We start from the raw sequence: 20,481 nt of genomic DNA on the forward strand, positions 1-20,481 counted from the left end.
AGCACCTTTTGAGCACAATAAAAAAGCCGCTTTAACGCGGCTTCTTTATATCTATTTTACTGGTAATTCAATGTTTTCGAAGAGCTTATCAACATCTTCTTGATTACGTAATAAGCTTGCTTTTTCCACTAACTCTTTAGTTAAGTGTGGTGCAAAACGCTCAATAAAATCATACATGTAGCTGCGTAAAAAGCTGCCTTTTCTAAAACCAATTTTGGTAGTGCTCGCTTCAAATAAGTGGCTTGCATCAATACACACTAAATCAGAATCAGTTATTTGATCAATCGCCATAGACGCCACAACACCCACACCTAGCCCTAAACGGACATAGGTTTTGATTACATCAGCGTCGGTTGCAGTAAATACAATATGCGGCTCAAGCCCATGCGCATTGAAAGCTTTATCTAATTCAGAACGACCCGTAAAACCAAACACATAAGTAATAAGTGGGTATTTAGCCACATCGGCAACCGTTAAATTATCAGCCTTTTGCGCGAGCGGATGTGTTTTTGCCACAACAATACTGCGATTCCAGTGATAACAAGGCAACATGACTAAATCAGAATATAAATGCAATGCCTCAGTCGCAATGGCAAAGTCAGCATCGCCGCGTGCTGCAGCATCTGAAATTTGTTGCGGCGTACCTTGATGCATGTGCAGCGAAACAGCTGGGTACTTTTTCATAAAACCTTGAATAACATTCGGCAATGCATAACGAGCCTGAGTATGAGTAGTCGCAATATTAAGCTTACCTTGATCGGGTAAGGTATGCTCATTGGCAACCGCTTTAATACCTTCAACTTTCGACAGTATTTCCCGTGAGATATTAATAATTTCGTTACCTGCACTGGTTACATGGGTAAGGTGTTTACCACTGCGGCCAAAGATCTGTACACCGAGTTCGTCTTCAAGCATACGAACTTGTTTCGAGATCCCCGGTTGCGAGGTAAATAAACTTTCTGCTGTTGCGGATACATTCAGTTTATGATTTTGGACTTCGACTATATATCTGAGTTGTTGTAGTTTCATGGCTGCATTGTAGACGTTGTTATTGTTTATTTATAAAGGCTGTAAAGCGCAATGCCAAGCGATATTTCATCGCGCTATACATTTATATCGATTGTTTCTAAGGCTAACACATTAAATTACAGCTCGGTAGCGGTGTTTACTCGCAAAATATTCAATAAAGGTGCTAGTTTAAGGCTATACTCATTATAAAGTAGTAAGTGTAAGAAGTTTATTCGAGATAACTAACCGCAAAACTGTTCAGATCTAATCTTTTTAATGTAAGATAAAAAAATTAGATAGTTAAAACTGAGATTTAGTAATGATTGTTTCTATCATCATCATGCTCATTGTTGCATTAATTGTGATCGCACTATGGGTCAGTGCAGTGCAACAACATAAAGAAAAACAAGAAGCAGAGCGCCGTAAAGAGCTTACAAAACAGAAAAAAATCATTGAAGAAGCAGAGGATGTACTGCTTAACAGTGCCAATATCCCAATGTCTGAAAATATCCTACGTATTATTCAGCGTCGTATTTATGATGCTTTAGCAGGTATGGTAGAGCTCTCTCCAAGCTCAAAAGAATTGAAAAACAGATTAAAAGAATCAAAAGAACGTTTAGCCTCTCCAATCGAAGCTAATAATAGTGATGCATTAGCCCTACCAGATAACGACAAACAACTGATTGCCCTAATTCAAGGGATAAAGAAATTACGTGCCTTACTTCGCTCAGAGCATGGCAAAGGTAAAATAGATAGCCAAATATTTGTTGCTGAAGATAAACGTCTTGAAAAGTTACAACTGCGAATCAATGTAGAAAGCCAAATTAAGCGTGGTATCTCTGCCCGTTCAGCAAACATGGTGGGTTCTGCCAGACAGTATTTTGAAAAGGCACTTGCGACTCTCAGCGCAGTTAGCTATAGCGATGATTATGTTAATACCAAAAAGCAAGAAGTAGAGAATTATCTAGAAACGATTAGTTCTGAATTAAAAGCATCAAATGCAACGTCACTGAAGAAAAAAGCAGAACAAGAGCAAGACGATTTAGATGTATTATTCGCACCAAAGAAAAAGTGGTAAACCACTTTTTCTTTGCTTTGTGCAAATTAAGATAAAAACGCAAACTTAACAATAAATAGCGCTGTTAATACCCACACACTAATACTGATTTCATCTTTTTTACCACATACCAACTTCACCGCAGTATACGAAATAAAACCAAGTGCAATACCGTGTGCAATCGAGAAAGTGAGCGGTGTCATTAATAATACCACGCTGACAGGGATTGCATCTGTCATATCATCCCAATTTACCAGCTTTAAGTTTTGCATCATTAAAACAGCAACATACAAAATCGCACCCGCAGTTGCATAAGCTGGGATCATACTAGCAAGTGGCGCAAAGAACATCATTAACAAAAAACAAATGCCTACAACCACAGCAGTAAGACCTGTACGGCCGCCCACTGACACACCTGCTACTGATTCAATGTAAGACGTTGTTGTTGATGTACCAAGCATTGAACCTGCAATGGTAGCTGTGCTGTCGGCACTTAATGCACGACCTAAACGAGGCATTTTACCTTGTTCATCAGCAAGACCTGCTTTTTGCGTTACAGCAACTAAAGTGCCTGAAGTATCAAACAAATCAACAAATAAGAACGCAAAAACCACTGTTAGCATTGAGATTTCGAATGCGGCTGCAAAGTCCAATTGCATAAAGGTTGGTGCAATTGAAGGCGGCATTGAAATAATTCCTTGATATTCCACAAGGTCTAAACCAAGCGCAATAGCCGTTACTAGTAAAATACTAATAAGCACGCCGCTTTTCATATCGCGATATAACAGCGCAGCAATAACAAAGAAGCTAAAAATCGCAAGTAGTGGACCTGGGGCTGTGATATCGCCTAACTGCACTAAGGTTGCAGGGCTTGCTACGATAATCCCAGCGTTTTTCAATGCAATAAGCGCTAAGAAAGCACCGATACCTGTGGCAATGGCACGCTTTAATACCAGTGGAATAGCATCAATGATCCACTCTCTCACCTTAAATAGGCTTAAGAATAAGAAAATACAGCCAGACATAAAAACTGCACCTAATGCAGCTTGCCAAGTGTAGCCCATGCCCAAAACAACACCATAAGTGAAGAAGGCGTTTAAGCCCATACCCGGAGCCAGTGCTAATGGGTAGTTTGCCCATAAACCCATGATAAAACAGCCAATTGCAGCAGCAATACAGGTTGCTACGAATGCCGCACCTTGATCCATTCCCGCTTCTGCTAGCATGGCAGGGTTAACAAATACAATGTAAACCATGGTAATGAATGTTGTGATGCCAGCAATAGTCTCGCGGCGCACAGAGGTGTTGTTTTCAGTGATTTTGAAAAGTCTTTCGAACATGTTGAACTTTAAGTTGAGATTAATTGGCTAATTTTATCATATTTTATCTCAATAAGAGGACATTTTGCCTTGCAATGTTCTAAACTAATAAGGTCTTTTAATTCAAGAAAATAACTAAACTATGTCTGATAATTCGCCAGTAGGCTTAGATTTAGAGCAACAGCTTGATAATGTACTTGCCTTTATTACCCAACCCGATAAAGGGTCGGCGCCAGATAAAAGTACTCAATCTGTTGAAAACGTACTAAACAAAGCTTTGTATTATTTAAAAAATGAACAGCCTCCCCTTGCAGCCAAATGGATGCGCCTAGCTGCTATGGCAGGTAATCATAGAGCGCAATTCTACATGGGGCTATTTTTTATCAAAGGGCAAGGTGTTCCGCACAGCGTATTTCATGGTGCGGTTTGGCTAAGTTTGGCAAGTAGTCAGGGATATGAGCCTGCAACCGCTGCTCTTGATGACCTTAGAAAGCACATTAGTAATCGCCGATTACATGATGCGCAAAGCTATGCAGCGACCTTATACGAACAAATCCACCAGCAACAGTTTGCTCATTTAATTCCTCGTGACCCTGACGCCAGCTAACACGCGTCAGGTTCTGCAACTCATTAATGCTGTCTTGTCAGTTTACTCTCAAATGTGATGAGACCTGCACCAACCACAAGCAATAAGATACCTAAAAACTCAAGCCACACATGGCCTTTATGCGGCTTGATAATAGGTGTTTTTGAAGTAAGGCTGTATAAGCGTCTGCTGTCTTGCTCGCCAGGCTCTACAAACGAGATGCCCTTATAGTCAGCTGAGATAATAAATTTAAAATCATGCCTGCTAATCATTTCTCGACGTTTTGCATCTATTTTCTCGCGGCTTTGTTCAACGAGTAGCGTTCGCCAATCATGAAAAATGCCATCTGGTTCATTATCTTTCACTTCACCGTATGATTTGTACTCATAGAACATTGTATTGAATAGCTTTTCTTGATGCCCTAAATAAAACATGGCACAGCCTAGCGCACTCAACAGTATGGCAACATATATCAATGAGCGCTGTTTAATGAATTGTTTATTACTTTGTCGCTTATACCAAGCTTCAATGTCAGGCACATTAATCAACCTCGCTTTATCTGCCGAGTGTTTTAATGGCTCCATAAAGTCACAAATTGTTAGGTTGAGCGCCGTTAGTATCGAACGAAATGTGTCATTTGAAGGCACTGATTTATCGTTCTCAAGTTTTGAAAGGTAGCTTTGTTCTATCCCTATTTGCTCAGCAAATTCTGGTTGGCTTAGTTTTAGCTCACAGCGATAGTGTTTTAGTTGTGTTCCGAATGTACTCATAACGCATTTCCTTTTGTTGTGGAGCCACTATTCTTTGCTATTCATGCAGATATAAGAAGCTGAATAAATAGGAATAATTAAGAATATTAGCAAGATAGGAAGAAATATACGAGATACGAGATACGAGATACGAGATACGAGATACGAGATACGAGATACGAGATACGAGATACGAGATACGAGATACGAGATACGAGATACGAGATACGAGATACGAGATACGAGATACGAGATACGTTTTCAGTGTAAAGAGATAATTTGTTGGAGAGTAAAGACTAATTTAATCATTTGCTTTGATGAAAACAAATGGCGGAGTGGACGGGACTCGAACCCGCGACCCCCGGCGTGACAGGCCGGTATTCTAACCAACTGAACTACCACTCCGCAGTGGTATGTGCATGGGGTAATGCACTTAATTTGTTTATGATATCAAATGGCGGAGTGGACGGGACTCGAACCCGCGACCCCCGGCGTGACAGGCCGGTATTCTAACCAACTGAACTACCACTCCGCAGAGATATCATTGTTATTACTTAATTTGTTGGCGGAGTGGACGGGACTCGAACCCGCGACCCCCGGCGTGACAGGCCGGTATTCTAACCAACTGAACTACCACTCCGCGATACAAATTTTGTAATAAAATAGCGTTTAAATAGTGGCGGAGTGGACGGGACTCGAACCCGCGACCCCCGGCGTGACAGGCCGGTATTCTAACCAACTGAACTACCACTCCGCAGTATCTAATGCTATTTATTTTCCTATTGGCGGAGTGGACGGGACTCGAACCCGCGACCCCCGGCGTGACAGGCCGGTATTCTAACCAACTGAACTACCACTCCGCAAAGGAAAATGTTTTACAACCATAAGTTGTGCAAGTAATTGGCGGAGTGGACGGGACTCGAACCCGCGACCCCCGGCGTGACAGGCCGGTATTCTAACCAACTGAACTACCACTCCAGCGCATACTTACAAATTATCGAAAATTGGCGGAGTGGACGGGACTCGAACCCGCGACCCCCGGCGTGACAGGCCGGTATTCTAACCAACTGAACTACCACTCCACATTTTCGTTGCTGACTGAGTCTCCCCTGACAGCGGCGTGAATAATACGAATCACCCTCTGGTTCGTCAAGGGGTTTTTTGTATTTTTACAGGTTTTTTAGTCATCTGACATCGAAAGGTTTAAAATTTCACCTGATTTGTCATTTTTTGAGCCGTTTTTGCCAACTTCATTTTCATTCGTTGCTTGCTCATCATTTTCGGTTTGATTTTTTTTCTTTAAAAACGGTAACGAAAATTTAAATTTAAGCGGTTTCTTTTGAACAAAAATTCTAATTGCTAGCCAACCCAATAAAAGTACGGTTAAATTTCCAACAACAATTAAAGTCACCATGAGCATGGTGGATGTTTTTTGTTCTTCTTCAAGAATTCGTTGTTGCTCCGCTTGCGCTTCTAAATCAATTTCAGGGCGAACAATTTCTGGTACAGCTTCAATTGGGCGCTCTATTTCAAATTTATAAGTAGGTAAAGTAGCCATAAATTCACGGTCATTTATATTGCTACCAAATACAGAAAGCTCGACACTGTATCGACCCCAATCATAATTTTTAATGGCAAGCTCACGTGTTTGCGATTTATCAGCATCTAAAGAGAACATTTGCTCTTCATTATTGGGGTAATATATTTTTCCTTGAATAAGCACTGTTTCTGGTTTGACGATTTCAGGATTTAAGGTGATCGTTAAAATGTGATCATCTTCATCTTGCTCAGCAAGTGCTATTTCGTAAGCAAAAGGCGGTTCGTGCACGACAATGGGTTTTTGTACCACGGTACGCTTTAATATAGGGGTTTCTATATAAAGCTCGGGTTGCCACTCCCCGGCTGGGAATATCAGCTTAAATTCACCGGTAAACACACCATCAAGAGGACGCTCATCAAAGCCACGCCCATCATCTCTAAAATCGGTAACACTTTGCGTACCTGCGCCAAAGTTTGCGAAATCACTATTATTCGTGCTGACAAAATCAACGTGTAGACTTATTACATCACGAAACTGGCCAACTTCTATAGGCTCACCATCATTTAATACGCGGCCAGTCAGTTTGACTGTTTCTCCACGAAACAGCATAGGCGGGAGTGGATCAACATTAAGCTCAATTTCACCCAGCACCATTATACGGCTATCTGGCAAAATGCTGCCGACTACTTGCCAGGGACCAGGCATTGGGTTGCTGATGGTGATCAAGTCATAGCTTAATTCATCATGCCAGTCGAGGTCATCATTTTTGACTGAGTCAGTAGCATAGTACTTGGTACCATCAGGGCGAACTAAAACAACGGCAGGCGCACCGCGCTTACGAAAGAAGAGTAAAGTAACTTTATCGATTTTATGGTCAATACGAAAACGGTTCTCTAGCAGGGGAATTTCATTTTGCACCCCATCACGTTCTAATGGGGTTATTTTATCTTGCTCGTTGGCAAATCCCGTTAAGGGAATTAAACACACTAATCCTGCTAGCAGTTGTTTTCTCATTTTATTACCCTATTCTGCACGCCATAAGCATTGACCACCTTTAGCGACCAAGTCTAAACGCTCTTCATGAGCGGCGTGCTCTTGTTCTGTTGCTCTTAATACGACAAGCGGTGCTCTATCAGCACTAAGTCGGCGAATACCACCAGCTTGTTGTGTTGAGCTTTCATCTTTATTTTGATTAAGATTCAGCTTTACTTGTCCACCCGTCATAGAAAGGTAAACATCTGCTAGAATTTCGGAATCCAGCAGTGCGCCGTGTAAGGTACGCTTTGAGTTATCAATATCGTAACGACGACAAAGTGCATCAAGGTTATTCTTTTGACCTGGATGCAAGTCACGCGCCATTTTCAAAGTATCAAGTACACTACATACATCGGCAGTATTCGGAAAACCTTGATTTAACAATGCAAATTCATTGTCCATGTGACCGATATCGAACGCAGCGTTGTGGATTACAAGCTCAGCGCCGCGAATATATTCTAAAAATTCATGAGCAATCTGGTGGTATAAAGGCTTATCACGCAAAAATTCATTGGTTATACCGTGAACGTCTATCGCTTCTTCTTCTATTTCACGCTGTGGATTGATATACACATGAAAGTTGTTGCCAGTAAGGCGGCGATTAACAAGTTCAACACAACCGATTTCAATAATGCGGTGGCCTTGCTTTGGGTCAATACCCGTGGTTTCTGTATCTAAAACTATTTGTCTATGTGCCATATCGTCTTAAGCCTGACTCTGGTATCTTTCTATCATCACTTTATTGTACACAATATCAAGGTAAAACAGTGCAGAAAACCGTAGAGATTTACACCGATGGATCATGTTTAGGTAATCCAGGGCCTGGAGGTTATGGCATCGTGATGCGATACAACGGCCACGAGAAGCAATTAAGTCAAGGTTATACCCTAACAACAAATAATCGGATGGAAATGCTCGCAGCTATCGTTGCACTAGAAACCCTCACCCGCTCTTGTCACGTCATTCTCACCACCGATAGCCAATATGTGAAACAAGGGATTGAGTCATGGGTCGAAAATTGGAAAAAACGCGGCTGGAAAACAGCAGCAAAAAAGCCAGTCAAGAATGTCGATTTATGGAAACGACTTGATGCAGCATGCCAACAGCATGACGTAGAATGGCGCTGGGTAAAGGGCCATAGCGGCAATAAATATAATGAAATTGTTGACGATCTTGCTCGCGAAGCTGCTGGCAGCGATAAATTACTTGAAGACACAGGTTACGACGGTAATTAAGGAGCCTTGAAATAAACTTGGCGCAGGCCGTTTTATATTTGTGTTATATGTTATAAGATTTGGCTATAACGAATTATAAAGGACTCATTATGGCTCTGCGCATTCACTCTTTTTATCATCAACAAAGCGCCACTCTCTGTTATTTAGTTAGTTGTGAAAGCACTAAAGATTGCTTGCTGATTGATGCACCCGCTGATTTTGATATGCCAAGTGGTGAGTTAAGTTTTACAACAGCCAATGAGATCATCAGCTACATAAAGACTGAGCAGCTCACATTACAATGGCTACTTGAGACCCATGCACATGCTGACCATATCACCGCAGCAAGTTATATAAAGCAACAATTACAAAACACACATCCCTGTAAGCTTGGTACAGGCGAAGGGATCACACACGTTCAAAAACACTTTAGCCAACTTTATAATCTAGATATGCCATGTAATGGTGAACCGTTTGATGCCTTATTTGCTAATAAAGCACAATTTCAGTTAGGTGATTACACGGTTGATGTGATTGCCACACCGGGCCACACTCCTGATAGTGTGTGTTACCACATTGATGGCAATGTATTTGTAGGTGACACCTTCTTTATGCCAGACAGCGGCACAGCCCGCTGTGACTTCCCTGGCGGTAGTGCAGCCGAGTTATATGATTCACTACAACGTATTTTAGCTTTACCTGACGACACGGTACTTTGGATGTGTCATGACTACCAACCAGATGGCCGCCCTCTCGCGAACAAAACCACAGTGAAAGAGCAGCGTGAGCAAAACATTCATTTAAAAGGCGATAAACAAAGCTTTATTGCAACTCGGGAAGACCGCGATGCAACCTTAGCTGTACCAAAGCTGCTGCACCCTTCTATTCAATTAAATATTCGTGCAGGCCAATACCCAAGCAAAACGGATACTCACCAACACTATTTAGCTATCCCGCTCACAGTGCTGCTTTGATGTTTGTCTAAGCCCAGCTCCTTTTACCGGCGAAAATTGCGGCCTTGCATGCCATTTAGGTTTAATTGGTGTAAGCGGGGCCACACGTTTTCGAGCCACCAGCATATAAACACTCCCCATTGGCTTTAAATATTGTTGACCAAAACTACGCCAAGCAGCAAAGCGTGATAAACGGCTCCCTCTTGCAAGCGATGAATGGATAAATCGCTCATCCGAAATAATCTCAAAACCCAATAGATTCAGCCAATCTTTTACTCGCGACGGTGTAAAAAAGCGCCCTGTCCAAGGAAGCTTTTGGCGACTAAAAGGTAAAAGCTGCGCCAATCCACACAAGCTAAACGGGTTAAAGCCCGTGATCACCAGATAGCCACCGGGAATTAAAGTACGGTGTGCTTCGCGTAAGATGTGGTGCGGATCAGAATGATATTCTAAGCAATGCGATAAAATACATGCATCAACACTGTGCTCATAAAAAGGCAGTTCGTCTACATCCGCAATTACACCGGTAAATAACCCCTGCTCTGCTACACAAACTTGATGCTTAATAGGACTTTCACTGGTTGCCAGCTCACCACTTAAATTACCAAGTTTGAGCATGTGATAGCCAAACATGCGTGGCAGCCATGGCGTTAGCTTACGTTCAATTTCAGCACGTAAATAGTCACCATGAGGGAACTGCTGCCAAGAGTATGGCTTAGGACCTTCTTGAAAACTAAGGGCTGGTTTCATTTTCTGAGCTCGTTATACTGTGTGTTAACTGTCACTTTATAGAGCAATTAAACATGGTGCAAGTTAAAGCAATTAAAGCCTTTTCTGATAATTACATTTGGTGCATCAGCAATGAGGCTGAGCAAACTGCATGGGTTGTAGACCCAGGTCAAGCAGAACCTGTTTTAAACTACCTAAACGAGCAAAACTTAACACTTTGCGGTATTTTGATTACCCATCACCACTATGACCATACCGATGGCGTTGCTGCACTGGTTAAGGCATTTCGTGATATTCCGGTTTATGGGCCAAGACACAGCCCTTTTAAAGGCATTACTCATGGCGTATCAGAAGCGGATAAAGTCACTGTGTATGATTACACTTTTACCGTGCTTGCGACACCCGGTCATACCCTAGACCATGTTTGTTACATTAATGACGAATTAAGTTTTACTGGCGACACCTTATTTAGTGCTGGCTGCGGACGATTATTTGAAGGCAGTGCTGAGCAAATGTGGCACTCGCTATGTAAATTAAGAGCCCTGCCAGATGAGTGTAAAATCTATTGCACTCATGAATACACGCAAGCCAACTTAGCCTTTGCAAAAGCCGTTGAACCAAATAATGAATACCTACTCAACTACAGTGATAAAGTAGATATGCTGCGCGCCAACGGCGAAATAAGCCTGCCAACTCAGTTAGGCGTTGAAAAACAAATAAATCCATTTTTGCGTAGCAACGTAGCAACTATCACCGATGAGCTGCCTGATGAGCTAAAAATTAATTTGGATCTGAATGAACCTTGGCAACGCTTTTCAGGTCTCAGAGCTTGGAAAGATAACTTTTAAATAAACGTAAACGCCAGTGTTTACAATTTTGTATATTTAGATCAGCATCTTGCAATAATAAGCTGACATAAACTGGTCATAAAGTGGCAATATGTTCTCAGAGCAGGTAATATTCGCCGAGTTTTTTTACCTGATGTATGGGTATATATGTATAAGTCTCCTTTAGTTTTATCACTTGCGCTGATTTTAAGTGGCTGTCAATTAACAGCCTCTGACTCAGCAAGTACAGATGTTGCGAACAATAATGTTGAGCAACAATTAGACGGCGCAAGTCCGAGCGACATCAATGATGCATTGATGATCAACGCTCAGTATCAACAATTAACCGATATTGATGAGCCGCCTCCTGTATTTGATGATGTATGGGAACGTATTCGCTACCAGCTTTCGATTGATGTGCCACAAAACCGCCCTGTTGTTGCTGAGCGTAACTATTATGCGCGTCATCAGGCCTATTTAGATCGTATCTCGAAGCGAGCTGAGCCATACCTATACTTCATTGTTGAAGAAGTCGAAAAACGTCAAATGCCAATCGAAATTGCCCTTTTACCCATTGTAGAAAGTGCATTTGACCCATTTGGCTATTCGCACCGCAGTGCTTCAGGTATCTGGCAATTTATGCCACAGACCGGTGAGCGTTTCGATTTAAAACAAAACTGGTGGTATGACGGTCGTCGTGACATTGTGCAATCGACCCGTGCAGCGCTAGATTACTTATCATATTTACACAAAACCTTAGAAGGCGATTGGCTAAATGCCATTGCGGCCTATAACTCAGGTGAAGGTCGTTTACTTCGCGCCATTAAAAAGAACCGTAAAAAGCATTTACCAACGGATTTTTGGTCACTTGATTTACCAAAAGAAACCACTTCGTACGTACCAAAGCTGTTAGCGCTGTCTGATCTAGTAAAACGCAGCGACGAGTTTGGTGTGAAGTGGCAGCCAATTATTAATGCTCAAGTAGTTGAAGCGGTTAATGTAGGAAGCCAAATCGACTTGGCACTCGCTGCTGATATGGCAGATATTAGCTTAACTGAACTTTATCGTTTGAACCCTGGTTTTAATCGCTGGGCGACTGATCCAAATGGACCGCACTTTTTATTATTACCGTCAGATAAAGTTGAATCGTTTTCTGAGAGACTAGCAAAAACAGAGCAAAAAGACCGACTGCGCTGGCAGCAATATGTGGTTGCACGTGGTGACAGCTTATCTGTGATTGCGAAGAAGTTTTCTACAAGTACAAATGCCATTAAAACGCTGAATAAACTTTCATCGAATACTATTCGTGTTGGTCAGCAATTACTTGTGCCACTAAGTGATGGTGAGATAAATAGCCAGCATTTACCAAAATCAGTACGTATGGCAGCGAATAAAGCAACACGTAAAAAGCTAAGCCATAAAGTCGCCAGTGGCGATACACTTTGGGATATCAGCCGTGAGTACGATGTGACTATTGCAGAACTAGCAACATGGAATAAGCTGAAAAAAAATTCAGTGCTTCGTGTTGGTCAAAAGCTAACTGTATATAAGGAAGAAAAGTCACAACTTGCTGCGACACAAACCAAAGAGCGAACAATTACCTATAAAGTTCGTCGTGGTGACTCGTTAGCGCGAATTGCCGCTAAGTTTAATGTTTCTGTGCAAGATATTATTAAATGGAACTCATTAGCTGGACAAAAATACATTCAGCCTGGGCAAAAGCTTAAGTTAAAAGTTGATGTACGAAGCGCATAACGGCTTCATTTTATGTTAAAAAAGAGCGCCTTTAGGCGCTCTTTGTCTCTCTCACTTAGTATTTATGCTTTAAAGCCCATAAGTGTAATAACTCATTGGCAATGGTCGCTGCGGCAATCGCGGTTAATTCACTTTGATCATATGATGGCGATACTTCAACCACATCCATACCGACCATATTAATGCCCTTCAATGCACGAAGCACCTTAAGCACTTTATCGCTTGTTAAGCCACCACACACAGGTGTGCCTGTCCCTGGAGCGAATGCAGGGTCAAGGCAGTCAATATCAAAGGTTAGATACACAGGTAAGTCACCCACGCGTGCTTTGATTTGCTCAGCGATATCTTGTGCAGGTAAATCATTGGCAGCCATTGCATCAATCACCGCAAACTCATGTTTGCTCTGATCAAAGTCAGTACGAATACCAATTTGAATACTGTGTTCAACATCAATGAGTCCTTCCATCGGCGCATGATAGAACATGGTACCGTGATCATAACGTGAGCCATTGCTGTAAGTATCTGTGTGAGCATCAAAATGAACTAATGCCATCTTACCGTATTGCTTAGCATGGGCGCGCAGTAAAGGCAAAGTCACAAAATGGTCGCCACCTAAGCCTAATAATGTTTTACCTTGACGAAGAATTTGCTCAGCCGCTAATTCTAATTGCGCTGTAAAATATTCTGGGTCACCTACTGGGTAGGTAAAATCACCAGCATCAGCTAATTTTAAACGCTCAAACAACGGGAACGTCCACGGGTACTTGATTTCTTCCCACGCAAGGTGCACAGAGGCACGACGAATTGCATCAGGGCCTAAACGTGCGCCTGGGCGACCCGAGGTCGCCAGGTCAAATGGTAAACCTAGCACCACTACATCGGCATCGATTGCAGTGATGTTTTGCACCATCGGCTGACGTAGAAACGTCATGCCGTTTGAATATAACGAATGATCTGTGTGGTCAAACAATGTCGACATTGCTTATAACTCTTCTAAATAAGTGTAACCATTTAAGCCAGTTTGCAACTCATCTAATACGCTTTGCTGCTCTGATTCTGGTAATTTTGCCGCTACCAGTTGGGCGTAAGATTGCTGAAAACCTTCTACATCTAAATGTACATAACGCATCATGTCAGCAACGGTATCACCCTCGTTAACCTCAGTGATTTTCGCCTGACCCTGCTCGTCCATTTTTATAATTGCACTGTGCGTGTCACCAAATAAATTATGCATATCACCTAAAATCTCTTGATAAGCACCCACTAAGAAAAAGCCCATTAAATAAGGTTTTTCTTCGCTAAATGCTGGTACCGGCAAGGTGCTTTCAATACCTTGACCATCGACATAGTGCTCCATAGCACCATCTGAGTCGCAGGTAATATCAAGTAACACTGCACGCTTTTGTGGTGCCTCTGTTAAACCACTTAAAGGCAAAACAGGAAACACTTGGTCAATACCCCATGCATCCGGTAATGACTGGAACAATGAAAAGTTCACAAAAAACTTATCTGCTAAACGCGCATTTAATTCATCAATAATCGGACGATGAAAACGGTTTTTGTTATCCATATGTTTGTTAAGTTCATAACATACACGTAAGTTAACTTGCTCCGCCCATGCTCGCTCTGTTAAATCTAATAAGCCAAGTGCAAATTGATTATGTGCTTCGGCTAAATCACCTTGGCTATCATGATAAATTTCAATTAATGCACGGTCGTCATTGTCATCACTTAACTGCTGCCATGATGTCCACATGTTTTTTAATAATAGTGGTGCATCAGCGGCTGGCGCTTGAATGTCTTCTGGTACATAGCTTTCGGTACCAATAACATTCGAAATCAATACAGCATGGTGCGCTGTTAACGCACGACCTGATTCAGAAATAATGCGCGGCATTGGTTGCTCATATAACTTACAGGTATCACCAATGGTGTATACAATGTTATTAGCATATTCACTTAAGCTGTAGTTCATTGAGTTATGAGACTGGCTACGTGTACCGTCATAATCTACCGCTAAACCGCCACCTACATCTAAACAATCAATTTGTGCACCTAATTTGCGTAACTCACAGTAAAAACGCGCAGCTTCACTCACACCTAAGCGAACATCGCGGATGTTTGCCATTTGCGAGCCAAGGTGAAAGTGTACAAGTTGGATCAGATCAAGTTGATCAGATGCTTTTAAACGATTAACCACACTGAGTACTTGCGATGCCGACAAACCAAATTTTGATTTTTCGCCACCACTTGCTTGCCACTTGCCCTTACCTTGCGACGCTAAACGTACACGAATACCAATGCGTGGCTTTACGTTTAACTCTTTTGCTTGGCTAAGCACCATGTCTAGCTCAGACAGTTTTTCAAGAACAATGTAAACCTTGTGACCTAGCTTCTCGCCAATCAGTGCTAAACGAATGTATTCTTGGTCTTTATAGCCATTACATACAATTACAGCACTGGTTTTTTCAGCCATGGCTAAAACCGTTAATAGCTCAGGTTTACTGCCCGCTTCTAGACCCAATTGCTTTTTTTCAATATCAGCTTGGCTTGCAACTATTTCTTCAACAACTTCGCGTTGTTGGTTTACTTTAATTGGATAAACAAGCAAATAGTCTTTCGGATAACCATAATTTTCAATCGCCGTGTTAAATGCCTGACATAAGCTATGTACACGATGATGTAAAATTTGTGGAAAACGAACCAACGCAGGCAAGCTTAAGCCTTTGTCTTGTAATTGCTGTGCGATATCGATTAGTGCAATGGTTTGCTCTGGGGCATGGGCCTTTGGCGCAACATACACATCACCTTGATCATTAATACCAAAGAAACCTTGGCTCCAATGACGAACATTGTAACTCGTGCGAGCTTGTTCTAGTGATGTTGTCTCTTTCATCTATCTTTCTCTTTTATTTTAGTAATGCCAAAAACGGCAAGGGTTGTTGCCGCGCATTAAAAGAAAAATAGTGATTCAAGTCCAACAAGAATTTTTACTCGTAACGAGTGATTTTTAATGTGAAAAACGAATCGATAATTCCCTACCCATACTCAAAATTATTTAAGGACAGGCACTGTAAACAAGAATACATATTAGTGGACTGTTTTTCATTTTAGAGTATTTTAGAGGACAGCATTTTAGAGGACAGGCACTACTTTTGTGATTTCATCTGCTTTTGTTGAGTTCGATCCCAAGCGCCTCCATGCCTCATATTGCTCGTTATCATGCCACGTAATACCGATGTACTCTTGCCAATTTTCAAAGTCCTTTGTCCGAAACTTTTCAACCCCACACCCTCCTGCACCAAAAGATGTGCGGCAAATTTTTACAGTAAGATAAGTACCATCAAAATTAAGCTGTGATTGTTTATCAGTGCAAACACTTAAAGGCCGATAAGGAAATGTAAGAATAACTTTTGATTCTATAGTGCCATTATGATTGAAGACACCAGTTAGGGAGTGACATGAGTTTAAGTAGAACTGGGTGGTATCAATAGTAAAGTCGGGTTGCTTACTCTTAGAAGTAATAGATACTTGTGACTTATCACCACAGGCAGTAATCAAAAAAATCGTAACAAAACATATGAATTGTAAGGAATATTTATAAATTAGGATAACCTCAATAAAACATGGCTTAATACCTAACTTACTGGTTAAGCCCTAACTCCATAAATAAACTTTGTGGATTTTCGCTATAGTTACCAAACGGACCACAACGATTGAAGCCTAAGTTTTCATATAGGCTAATGGATTCTGTTTGTTTAGGGCCTGTTTCTAATCGAATAAGCGGAATTTGCTGCTCACCTGCGTGATGCAAGAGTATTTGCATAATTCGACGTGATAAACCTTTACCACGGTAACTTGGTTTTACATATAGGCGGCGGATCTCACCATATGGAGGATTGCCTTCTTGCATCACGATTGCACCACAAGCAACGATACCATCTTCATTTTTCAAGCCAATGGCATAAACATTAGGTTCAGCAAGTTCTTCAACACTTAAGGATTGAGCGGTTGCAACAGGATATAATGAGTTTATGAGTCGGTCTATATCAGAAAACACGTGTACTACTTCAGGATCATGTGGATTTAAATCGACTAACTGCATAAAACTCCCATTTTTATATGTCGTTTTTGTTAATGATGTTAACAATGATATCGGATATTAGTTTAATCCTCTACTGTTGTTTTCAATATTCATTTTTATAGGTACTGTTCAGACCGCCATACTATCGCTTAGTTCAACAGTATGTAACTGAAAAAACGCCCAGTTGATAAAAATTAAAGTCCAACCTACACCGCTCAATTAAAGATTAATGATTTTTACTAAAACTTTAAGAAGACAGTCACTTTAGTTTTTAATTTAACTAAAATGGACAGGCACTTAAAAATAAAAACCTTAGACTTAGGTTAAAACTCCTCTCAATCTCTCTAAACTTGACCTTGCAAAGCCCGCTTAACTATAAAGGTCTTTCTTTTCATTTAATCTTAAAACTGATTTTGATTAATTTGAGAAACGCTAGCCATTTCAAAGTAATGGTTTTAAAAAATAATATTACAAAAATCACATAAAAGAATTAGCTAGCTAACAGTAATAGACTATTAGTCCTGTTACTTCGCCGCTTTCGAGCAGTTTTACTACAGTAGTTTTCAATAGCTTGTATTCGACCTACAGCACCGTGAAATAAATGTTCAAACTGTGTTGTTAATGTTAGCCAATTTGCTGGCTCGAGATTAAGCCTCTCAAGGATAGGAGGTAAATGATGATCTATATATCCGCGTTTATCCGTGCTAATACAACGCCCTGTCTGCTCTACAAGTAACAGGTATGACTTTAACTCAAAAGGTATTCCCTTTGATTTATTCTTGTTCATACCACCAACAAAACGAGCTAGTAGCTTAGGTTGTTTTGAATTCTTCGCTCCCTGACACCGCTTTTTGAAACTTGTATAGTCAGATTGCTCTGGGGTCCTCGCAACCTCTGCACGAACAGGGTTTAAATCAACATAGGCCATGCACGCTAAAAGAGCAGATTCATCAAGTAGTGCTTGGCTCTTGAAGCGCCCTTCCCAAAAATGCCCGGTACATTCGTCTTCTTTATTTGCACGTCTGGCAATATATTCATTAAGCATTCGCATGAACCAACTAATGCTAGAAAGGCGAGTCCTATACTCTGCAACCTCTTTATTTAAAAAGGCCTGTTGAACGTCACTCAATTGCTCACCACGGAGGAAGTTTTGACCTAAAGGCGTCATTTTACTGAGCTTATTCCAGCGTAGAAGAACGGCCTTATCGGTTAACCTATTTGCTTTTTTATCATCTACATAAAGCACAATATGAGTATGATTACTCATCACTGCATAAGCACACACATCAATACAAAATACCTTCGCAAGAACAAGCAGACGATCTTCAACCCACCCTCGGCGGTGTTCATATGATTTACCTGTAAGAGTGTCTTCTCCGCAAAGGTAGGCGCGTCTAACGCATCGGGATACACAGTGATAGTATTTAGTATTCGACAAACAGATTTGCCGCTTCCTTGCTAAAGCCATCGTCCACTCCTTGAACCGATAATTTAAAATGCATGGGCTGTAACTAAAGTGTAGACAAAAACTCTTGTGCTGCAAGAACAGTTAAGTGTAATGACTGTCTATTTAAATTTCTTCCCTTGGAATACAGCTGAGAGCTAGGCTTAAAGTGACTGTCCATGTAAAGAGTTAGTCCATGTAAAGAGTTAAACACTTTGTTACGGAAAAAAGCTGTTCAAATATCGTTAAAACCATATACTGCAAACAACAAGAAAAAAGATGAGGTTTTCTCGTGCAGTTCACTCAAGGTATGGAATACTTCTTTTCTGGCTTTAAGTTAATTAGCCAAAAGGGGTTGAAACGTTTTGTACTTATTCCTTTAACAATCAATATCCTGCTTTTTGGTAGTTCGCTGTTCTTTTTGTACGGTTGGCTCACTGATGGCTTTGCTTACATGAACTCGTTATTACCAGAATGGCTTAGCTGGCTCGAATGGCTAATGTGGCCGATTGCCGTGCTGGTGATTTTATTTAGTTACAGCATGCTCTTCACGGTTATTACGAATTTTATAGCAGCCCCATTTAACGGCCTGCTCAGTGAAAAAGTTGAGCTTTACTTAACTGGGCAAAAAATTAATGACGATAGCCTTTTCGATACAATGAAAGATGTGCCGCGCATGCTAGGACGAGAGTGGACAAAACTTTGCTATTACCTACCACGCGCTATTGGCTTTTTTATTTTATTGTGGATTTTACCTGTGATCGGGCAAGTTTTATGGGTGCTTTTCACCTGTTGGATGTATGCCGTTCAATATGAAGACTACGCTTTCGATAACCATAAAATTAGCTTTAACGAAATGAAAGGTGACTTAAAGCAAAAGCAAACCTTGTCCTATGGTTTTGGTTTAGCTGTAATGATTTTAACTGCAATCCCAATTGTTAACTTAATTGTCATGCCTGTTGCAGTATGTGGAGGCACACGTTTATGGGTCGATACTTACCGAAGTAAATATCGAACTTAAATTAGATGTTTAATCGTCTAATATAAAGGCCAATAGTTTTAGCTATTGGCCTTTTTATTTTCAAATTGATGCTAACTGTAAAGGCTTTGTGGCACCTTAGTTACATTCAAATGTACTGTGACCTCTTCACGATCGTGATACAAATGCTTGGCTTGCAGCTCGTAGCTCACTCCATATTTATCAAGCTCTTCTTTGATCATTTTCAAACATTCGTAAACGCTGTCAAAACGTTTTTTCATAGGCAACTTGAGATTAAAGATTAGCTCTTTAGCGTAGGCATTAACTGCCCAATCAATCATAAGATTAGTCACTTTTGTCGGCTTCTCAACCATGTCACACACTAACCACTGAATATTGCGCTTTTCAGGGCGATATTTAAAACCATCTACTCTGAAGTGCTTAACCTGCCCTGTTTCCATCAAATCATCATTCATTGGGCCATTATCGATTGCGCTTACAAACATTCCACGGCGCACCAGCTGATAAGTCCAACCACCTGGGCAAGCGCCTAAATCAACGCCTCGCATGCCAGGTTGCATACGTTCTTCGGCTTCATGGGGGGGAATAAACACGTTAAAGGCTTCATCGAGTTTTAAGGTAGAGCGGCTCGGCGCATCATTAGGCATACGTAAGCGCGGAATACCCATAAAGAAAGGCGAGTTGTTAAATGTATACGAATAGCCGACATAAGCACTGTCATTTGCTAAAAATAACACATGCATTACTGGTTTCTTCTCTGCAAGCTCGCGAGTTACCTTCGAGCGCTTTTCAAGCGACTTTTTCAGTGGCGTCGAAATCTTTTTGCAGAATTTAGACAGCTCTTTACCTTCGTTAGTATCGGGCGTTTCTACGCGTAAGTCACCACATTCAGGAAAGTCAGCGGCAGCATCAACAATGGCACTAACACGGTCTTCAAGTGGCATATTATCCACTAGAATGCCAGTAAACCATTGACGCGCAAATACCATATTTTTGAAATCGACTTTTTTTATGATTTCATCGCCGTGACTTGTATCAAAACATTCATAAACAACAATACCTGTATTTGGTTTTGTTTTAACGTAACCTGCAAAGCCTTGTTCAGCAGCTTGAAAGGTAATTTCAGCAGCGGCATCATTTTCAAAACCACTGCGACAATAAATAATTACACTCGACATAGA

Annotated in this window: 18 protein-coding genes and 7 tRNA genes; 7 read left to right on the forward strand and 18 right to left on the reverse strand. The window is 41.1% G+C overall.

Annotation, left to right across the window (positions count from 1 at the left end):
• Nucleotides 1-51: 51 nt before the first annotated feature.
• Nucleotides 52-1,029 (reverse strand): HTH-type transcriptional regulator CysB, encoded by a 978-nt coding sequence (gene cysB / locus J8Z25_RS10485; RefSeq protein ID WP_130051203.1) that lies wholly within the window; start codon nucleotides 1,027-1,029, stop codon nucleotides 52-54.
• Nucleotides 1,030-1,327: 298 nt separating this feature from the next.
• Between cysB and J8Z25_RS10490 the strand changes: the two genes are divergently transcribed.
• Nucleotides 1,328-2,086, forward strand: coding sequence for a hypothetical protein (locus tag J8Z25_RS10490; RefSeq protein WP_130051202.1), 759 nt, complete (start codon nucleotides 1,328-1,330; stop codon nucleotides 2,084-2,086).
• Between the two features lie 26 nt (nucleotides 2,087-2,112).
• Here the strand turns inward: J8Z25_RS10490 and J8Z25_RS10495 are convergent, their stop codons facing one another.
• Nucleotides 2,113-3,405, reverse strand: coding sequence for an NCS2 family permease (locus J8Z25_RS10495; protein WP_167657755.1), 1,293 nt, complete (start codon nucleotides 3,403-3,405; stop codon nucleotides 2,113-2,115).
• A 121-nt stretch (nucleotides 3,406-3,526) separates the two neighbouring features.
• On the opposite strand from J8Z25_RS10495, the gene J8Z25_RS10500 reads away from it, so the two are divergent.
• On the forward strand, nucleotides 3,527-3,991 hold the full coding sequence (locus J8Z25_RS10500; protein ID WP_250661022.1) for an SEL1-like repeat protein: 465 nt from the start codon (nucleotides 3,527-3,529) through the stop codon (nucleotides 3,989-3,991).
• A gap of 23 nt (nucleotides 3,992-4,014) precedes the next feature.
• Here the strand turns inward: J8Z25_RS10500 and J8Z25_RS10505 are convergent, their stop codons facing one another.
• The 10 genes from J8Z25_RS10505 to dnaQ all read right to left on the reverse strand — a co-directional run bounded on the left by J8Z25_RS10505 (nucleotide 4,015) and on the right by dnaQ (nucleotide 7,993).
• The gene (locus J8Z25_RS10505; protein WP_130051201.1) at nucleotides 4,015-4,740 is read right to left on the reverse strand and encodes a helix-turn-helix domain-containing protein; all 726 of its coding nucleotides are present in this window, start codon (nucleotides 4,738-4,740) and stop codon (nucleotides 4,015-4,017) included.
• Nucleotides 4,741-5,047: 307 nt separating this feature from the next.
• A tRNA-Asp gene (locus J8Z25_RS10510) sits at nucleotides 5,048-5,124 on the reverse strand.
• 50 nt (nucleotides 5,125-5,174) lie between these two features.
• A tRNA-Asp gene (locus J8Z25_RS10515) sits at nucleotides 5,175-5,251 on the reverse strand.
• Between the two features lie 31 nt (nucleotides 5,252-5,282).
• A tRNA-Asp gene (locus J8Z25_RS10520) sits at nucleotides 5,283-5,359 on the reverse strand.
• A gap of 37 nt (nucleotides 5,360-5,396) precedes the next feature.
• Nucleotides 5,397-5,473 (reverse strand) — tRNA-Asp (locus J8Z25_RS10525).
• A gap of 29 nt (nucleotides 5,474-5,502) precedes the next feature.
• A tRNA-Asp gene (locus J8Z25_RS10530) sits at nucleotides 5,503-5,579 on the reverse strand.
• Nucleotides 5,580-5,620: 41 nt separating this feature from the next.
• A tRNA-Asp gene (locus J8Z25_RS10535) sits at nucleotides 5,621-5,697 on the reverse strand.
• A 27-nt stretch (nucleotides 5,698-5,724) separates the two neighbouring features.
• Nucleotides 5,725-5,801 (reverse strand) — tRNA-Asp (locus J8Z25_RS10540).
• A gap of 98 nt (nucleotides 5,802-5,899) precedes the next feature.
• Entirely contained in the window at nucleotides 5,900-7,273 is a 1,374-nt protein-coding gene (locus J8Z25_RS10545) for a TIGR03503 family protein (protein WP_178927157.1), read from the reverse strand.
• Between the two features lie 9 nt (nucleotides 7,274-7,282).
• Nucleotides 7,283-7,993 (reverse strand): DNA polymerase III subunit epsilon, encoded by a 711-nt coding sequence (gene dnaQ / locus J8Z25_RS10550; protein ID WP_130051199.1) that lies wholly within the window; start codon nucleotides 7,991-7,993, stop codon nucleotides 7,283-7,285.
• A 68-nt stretch (nucleotides 7,994-8,061) separates the two neighbouring features.
• Between dnaQ and rnhA the strand changes: the two genes are divergently transcribed.
• Nucleotides 8,062-8,529 (forward strand): ribonuclease HI, encoded by a 468-nt coding sequence (gene rnhA / locus J8Z25_RS10555; protein ID WP_167659235.1) that lies wholly within the window; start codon nucleotides 8,062-8,064, stop codon nucleotides 8,527-8,529.
• 89 nt (nucleotides 8,530-8,618) lie between these two features.
• Complete coding sequence (locus tag J8Z25_RS10560) at nucleotides 8,619-9,482, forward strand: MBL fold metallo-hydrolase (RefSeq protein ID WP_130051197.1); 864 nt, start codon at nucleotides 8,619-8,621, stop codon at nucleotides 9,480-9,482.
• Here J8Z25_RS10560 and J8Z25_RS10565 read toward each other — a convergent pair.
• Nucleotides 9,453-10,211, reverse strand: coding sequence for a class I SAM-dependent methyltransferase (locus J8Z25_RS10565; RefSeq protein ID WP_130051196.1), 759 nt, complete (start codon nucleotides 10,209-10,211; stop codon nucleotides 9,453-9,455). The two genes, J8Z25_RS10560 and J8Z25_RS10565, sit on opposite strands and share 30 nt — an antisense overlap.
• A gap of 53 nt (nucleotides 10,212-10,264) precedes the next feature.
• Between J8Z25_RS10565 and gloB the strand changes: the two genes are divergently transcribed.
• Together gloB and J8Z25_RS10575 are read left to right on the forward strand one after the other, a co-directional pair.
• Entirely contained in the window at nucleotides 10,265-11,038 is a 774-nt protein-coding gene (gloB, locus tag J8Z25_RS10570; RefSeq protein ID WP_130051195.1) for a hydroxyacylglutathione hydrolase, read from the forward strand.
• Between the two features lie 147 nt (nucleotides 11,039-11,185).
• Nucleotides 11,186-12,772 (forward strand): LysM peptidoglycan-binding domain-containing protein, encoded by a 1,587-nt coding sequence (locus J8Z25_RS10575; protein ID WP_130051194.1) that lies wholly within the window; start codon nucleotides 11,186-11,188, stop codon nucleotides 12,770-12,772.
• Between the two features lie 55 nt (nucleotides 12,773-12,827).
• Here J8Z25_RS10575 and speB read toward each other — a convergent pair whose 3' ends face one another.
• From speB to J8Z25_RS10595, 4 genes are all read right to left on the reverse strand, one after another.
• Nucleotides 12,828-13,751 carry an agmatinase gene (gene speB, locus J8Z25_RS10580; RefSeq protein ID WP_130051193.1) on the reverse strand — a complete coding sequence of 308 codons (924 nt, stop codon included), beginning with the start codon at nucleotides 13,749-13,751 and terminating at the stop codon, nucleotides 12,828-12,830.
• A 3-nt stretch (nucleotides 13,752-13,754) separates the two neighbouring features.
• On the reverse strand, nucleotides 13,755-15,668 hold the full coding sequence (speA, locus tag J8Z25_RS10585; protein ID WP_130051192.1) for a biosynthetic arginine decarboxylase: 1,914 nt from the start codon (nucleotides 15,666-15,668) through the stop codon (nucleotides 13,755-13,757).
• A 747-nt stretch (nucleotides 15,669-16,415) separates the two neighbouring features.
• Nucleotides 16,416-16,877: a GNAT family N-acetyltransferase gene (locus J8Z25_RS10590; RefSeq protein ID WP_105174581.1), complete on the reverse strand. Its 462-nt coding sequence runs from the start codon at nucleotides 16,875-16,877 to the stop codon at nucleotides 16,416-16,418.
• 469 nt (nucleotides 16,878-17,346) lie between these two features.
• Nucleotides 17,347-18,324 carry a transposase gene (locus J8Z25_RS10595; RefSeq protein ID WP_250661023.1) on the reverse strand — a complete coding sequence of 326 codons (978 nt, stop codon included), beginning with the start codon at nucleotides 18,322-18,324 and terminating at the stop codon, nucleotides 17,347-17,349.
• A gap of 286 nt (nucleotides 18,325-18,610) precedes the next feature.
• Between J8Z25_RS10595 and cysZ the strand changes: the two genes are divergently transcribed.
• Nucleotides 18,611-19,321 (forward strand): sulfate transporter CysZ, encoded by a 711-nt coding sequence (cysZ, locus tag J8Z25_RS10600; protein ID WP_502934603.1) that lies wholly within the window; start codon nucleotides 18,611-18,613, stop codon nucleotides 19,319-19,321.
• Nucleotides 19,322-19,392: 71 nt separating this feature from the next.
• Here the strand turns inward: cysZ and rlmM are convergent, their stop codons facing one another.
• Nucleotides 19,393-20,478 carry a 23S rRNA (cytidine(2498)-2'-O)-methyltransferase RlmM gene (gene rlmM / locus J8Z25_RS10605; RefSeq protein ID WP_250661025.1) on the reverse strand — a complete coding sequence of 362 codons (1,086 nt, stop codon included), beginning with the start codon at nucleotides 20,476-20,478 and terminating at the stop codon, nucleotides 19,393-19,395.
• Between the last annotated feature and the right edge of the window lie 3 nt (nucleotides 20,479-20,481).

The organism is Pseudoalteromonas sp. SCSIO 43101 (assembly GCF_023650775.1).
GTDB classification, from domain to species: domain Bacteria; phylum Pseudomonadota; class Gammaproteobacteria; order Enterobacterales; family Alteromonadaceae; genus Pseudoalteromonas; species Pseudoalteromonas apostichopi.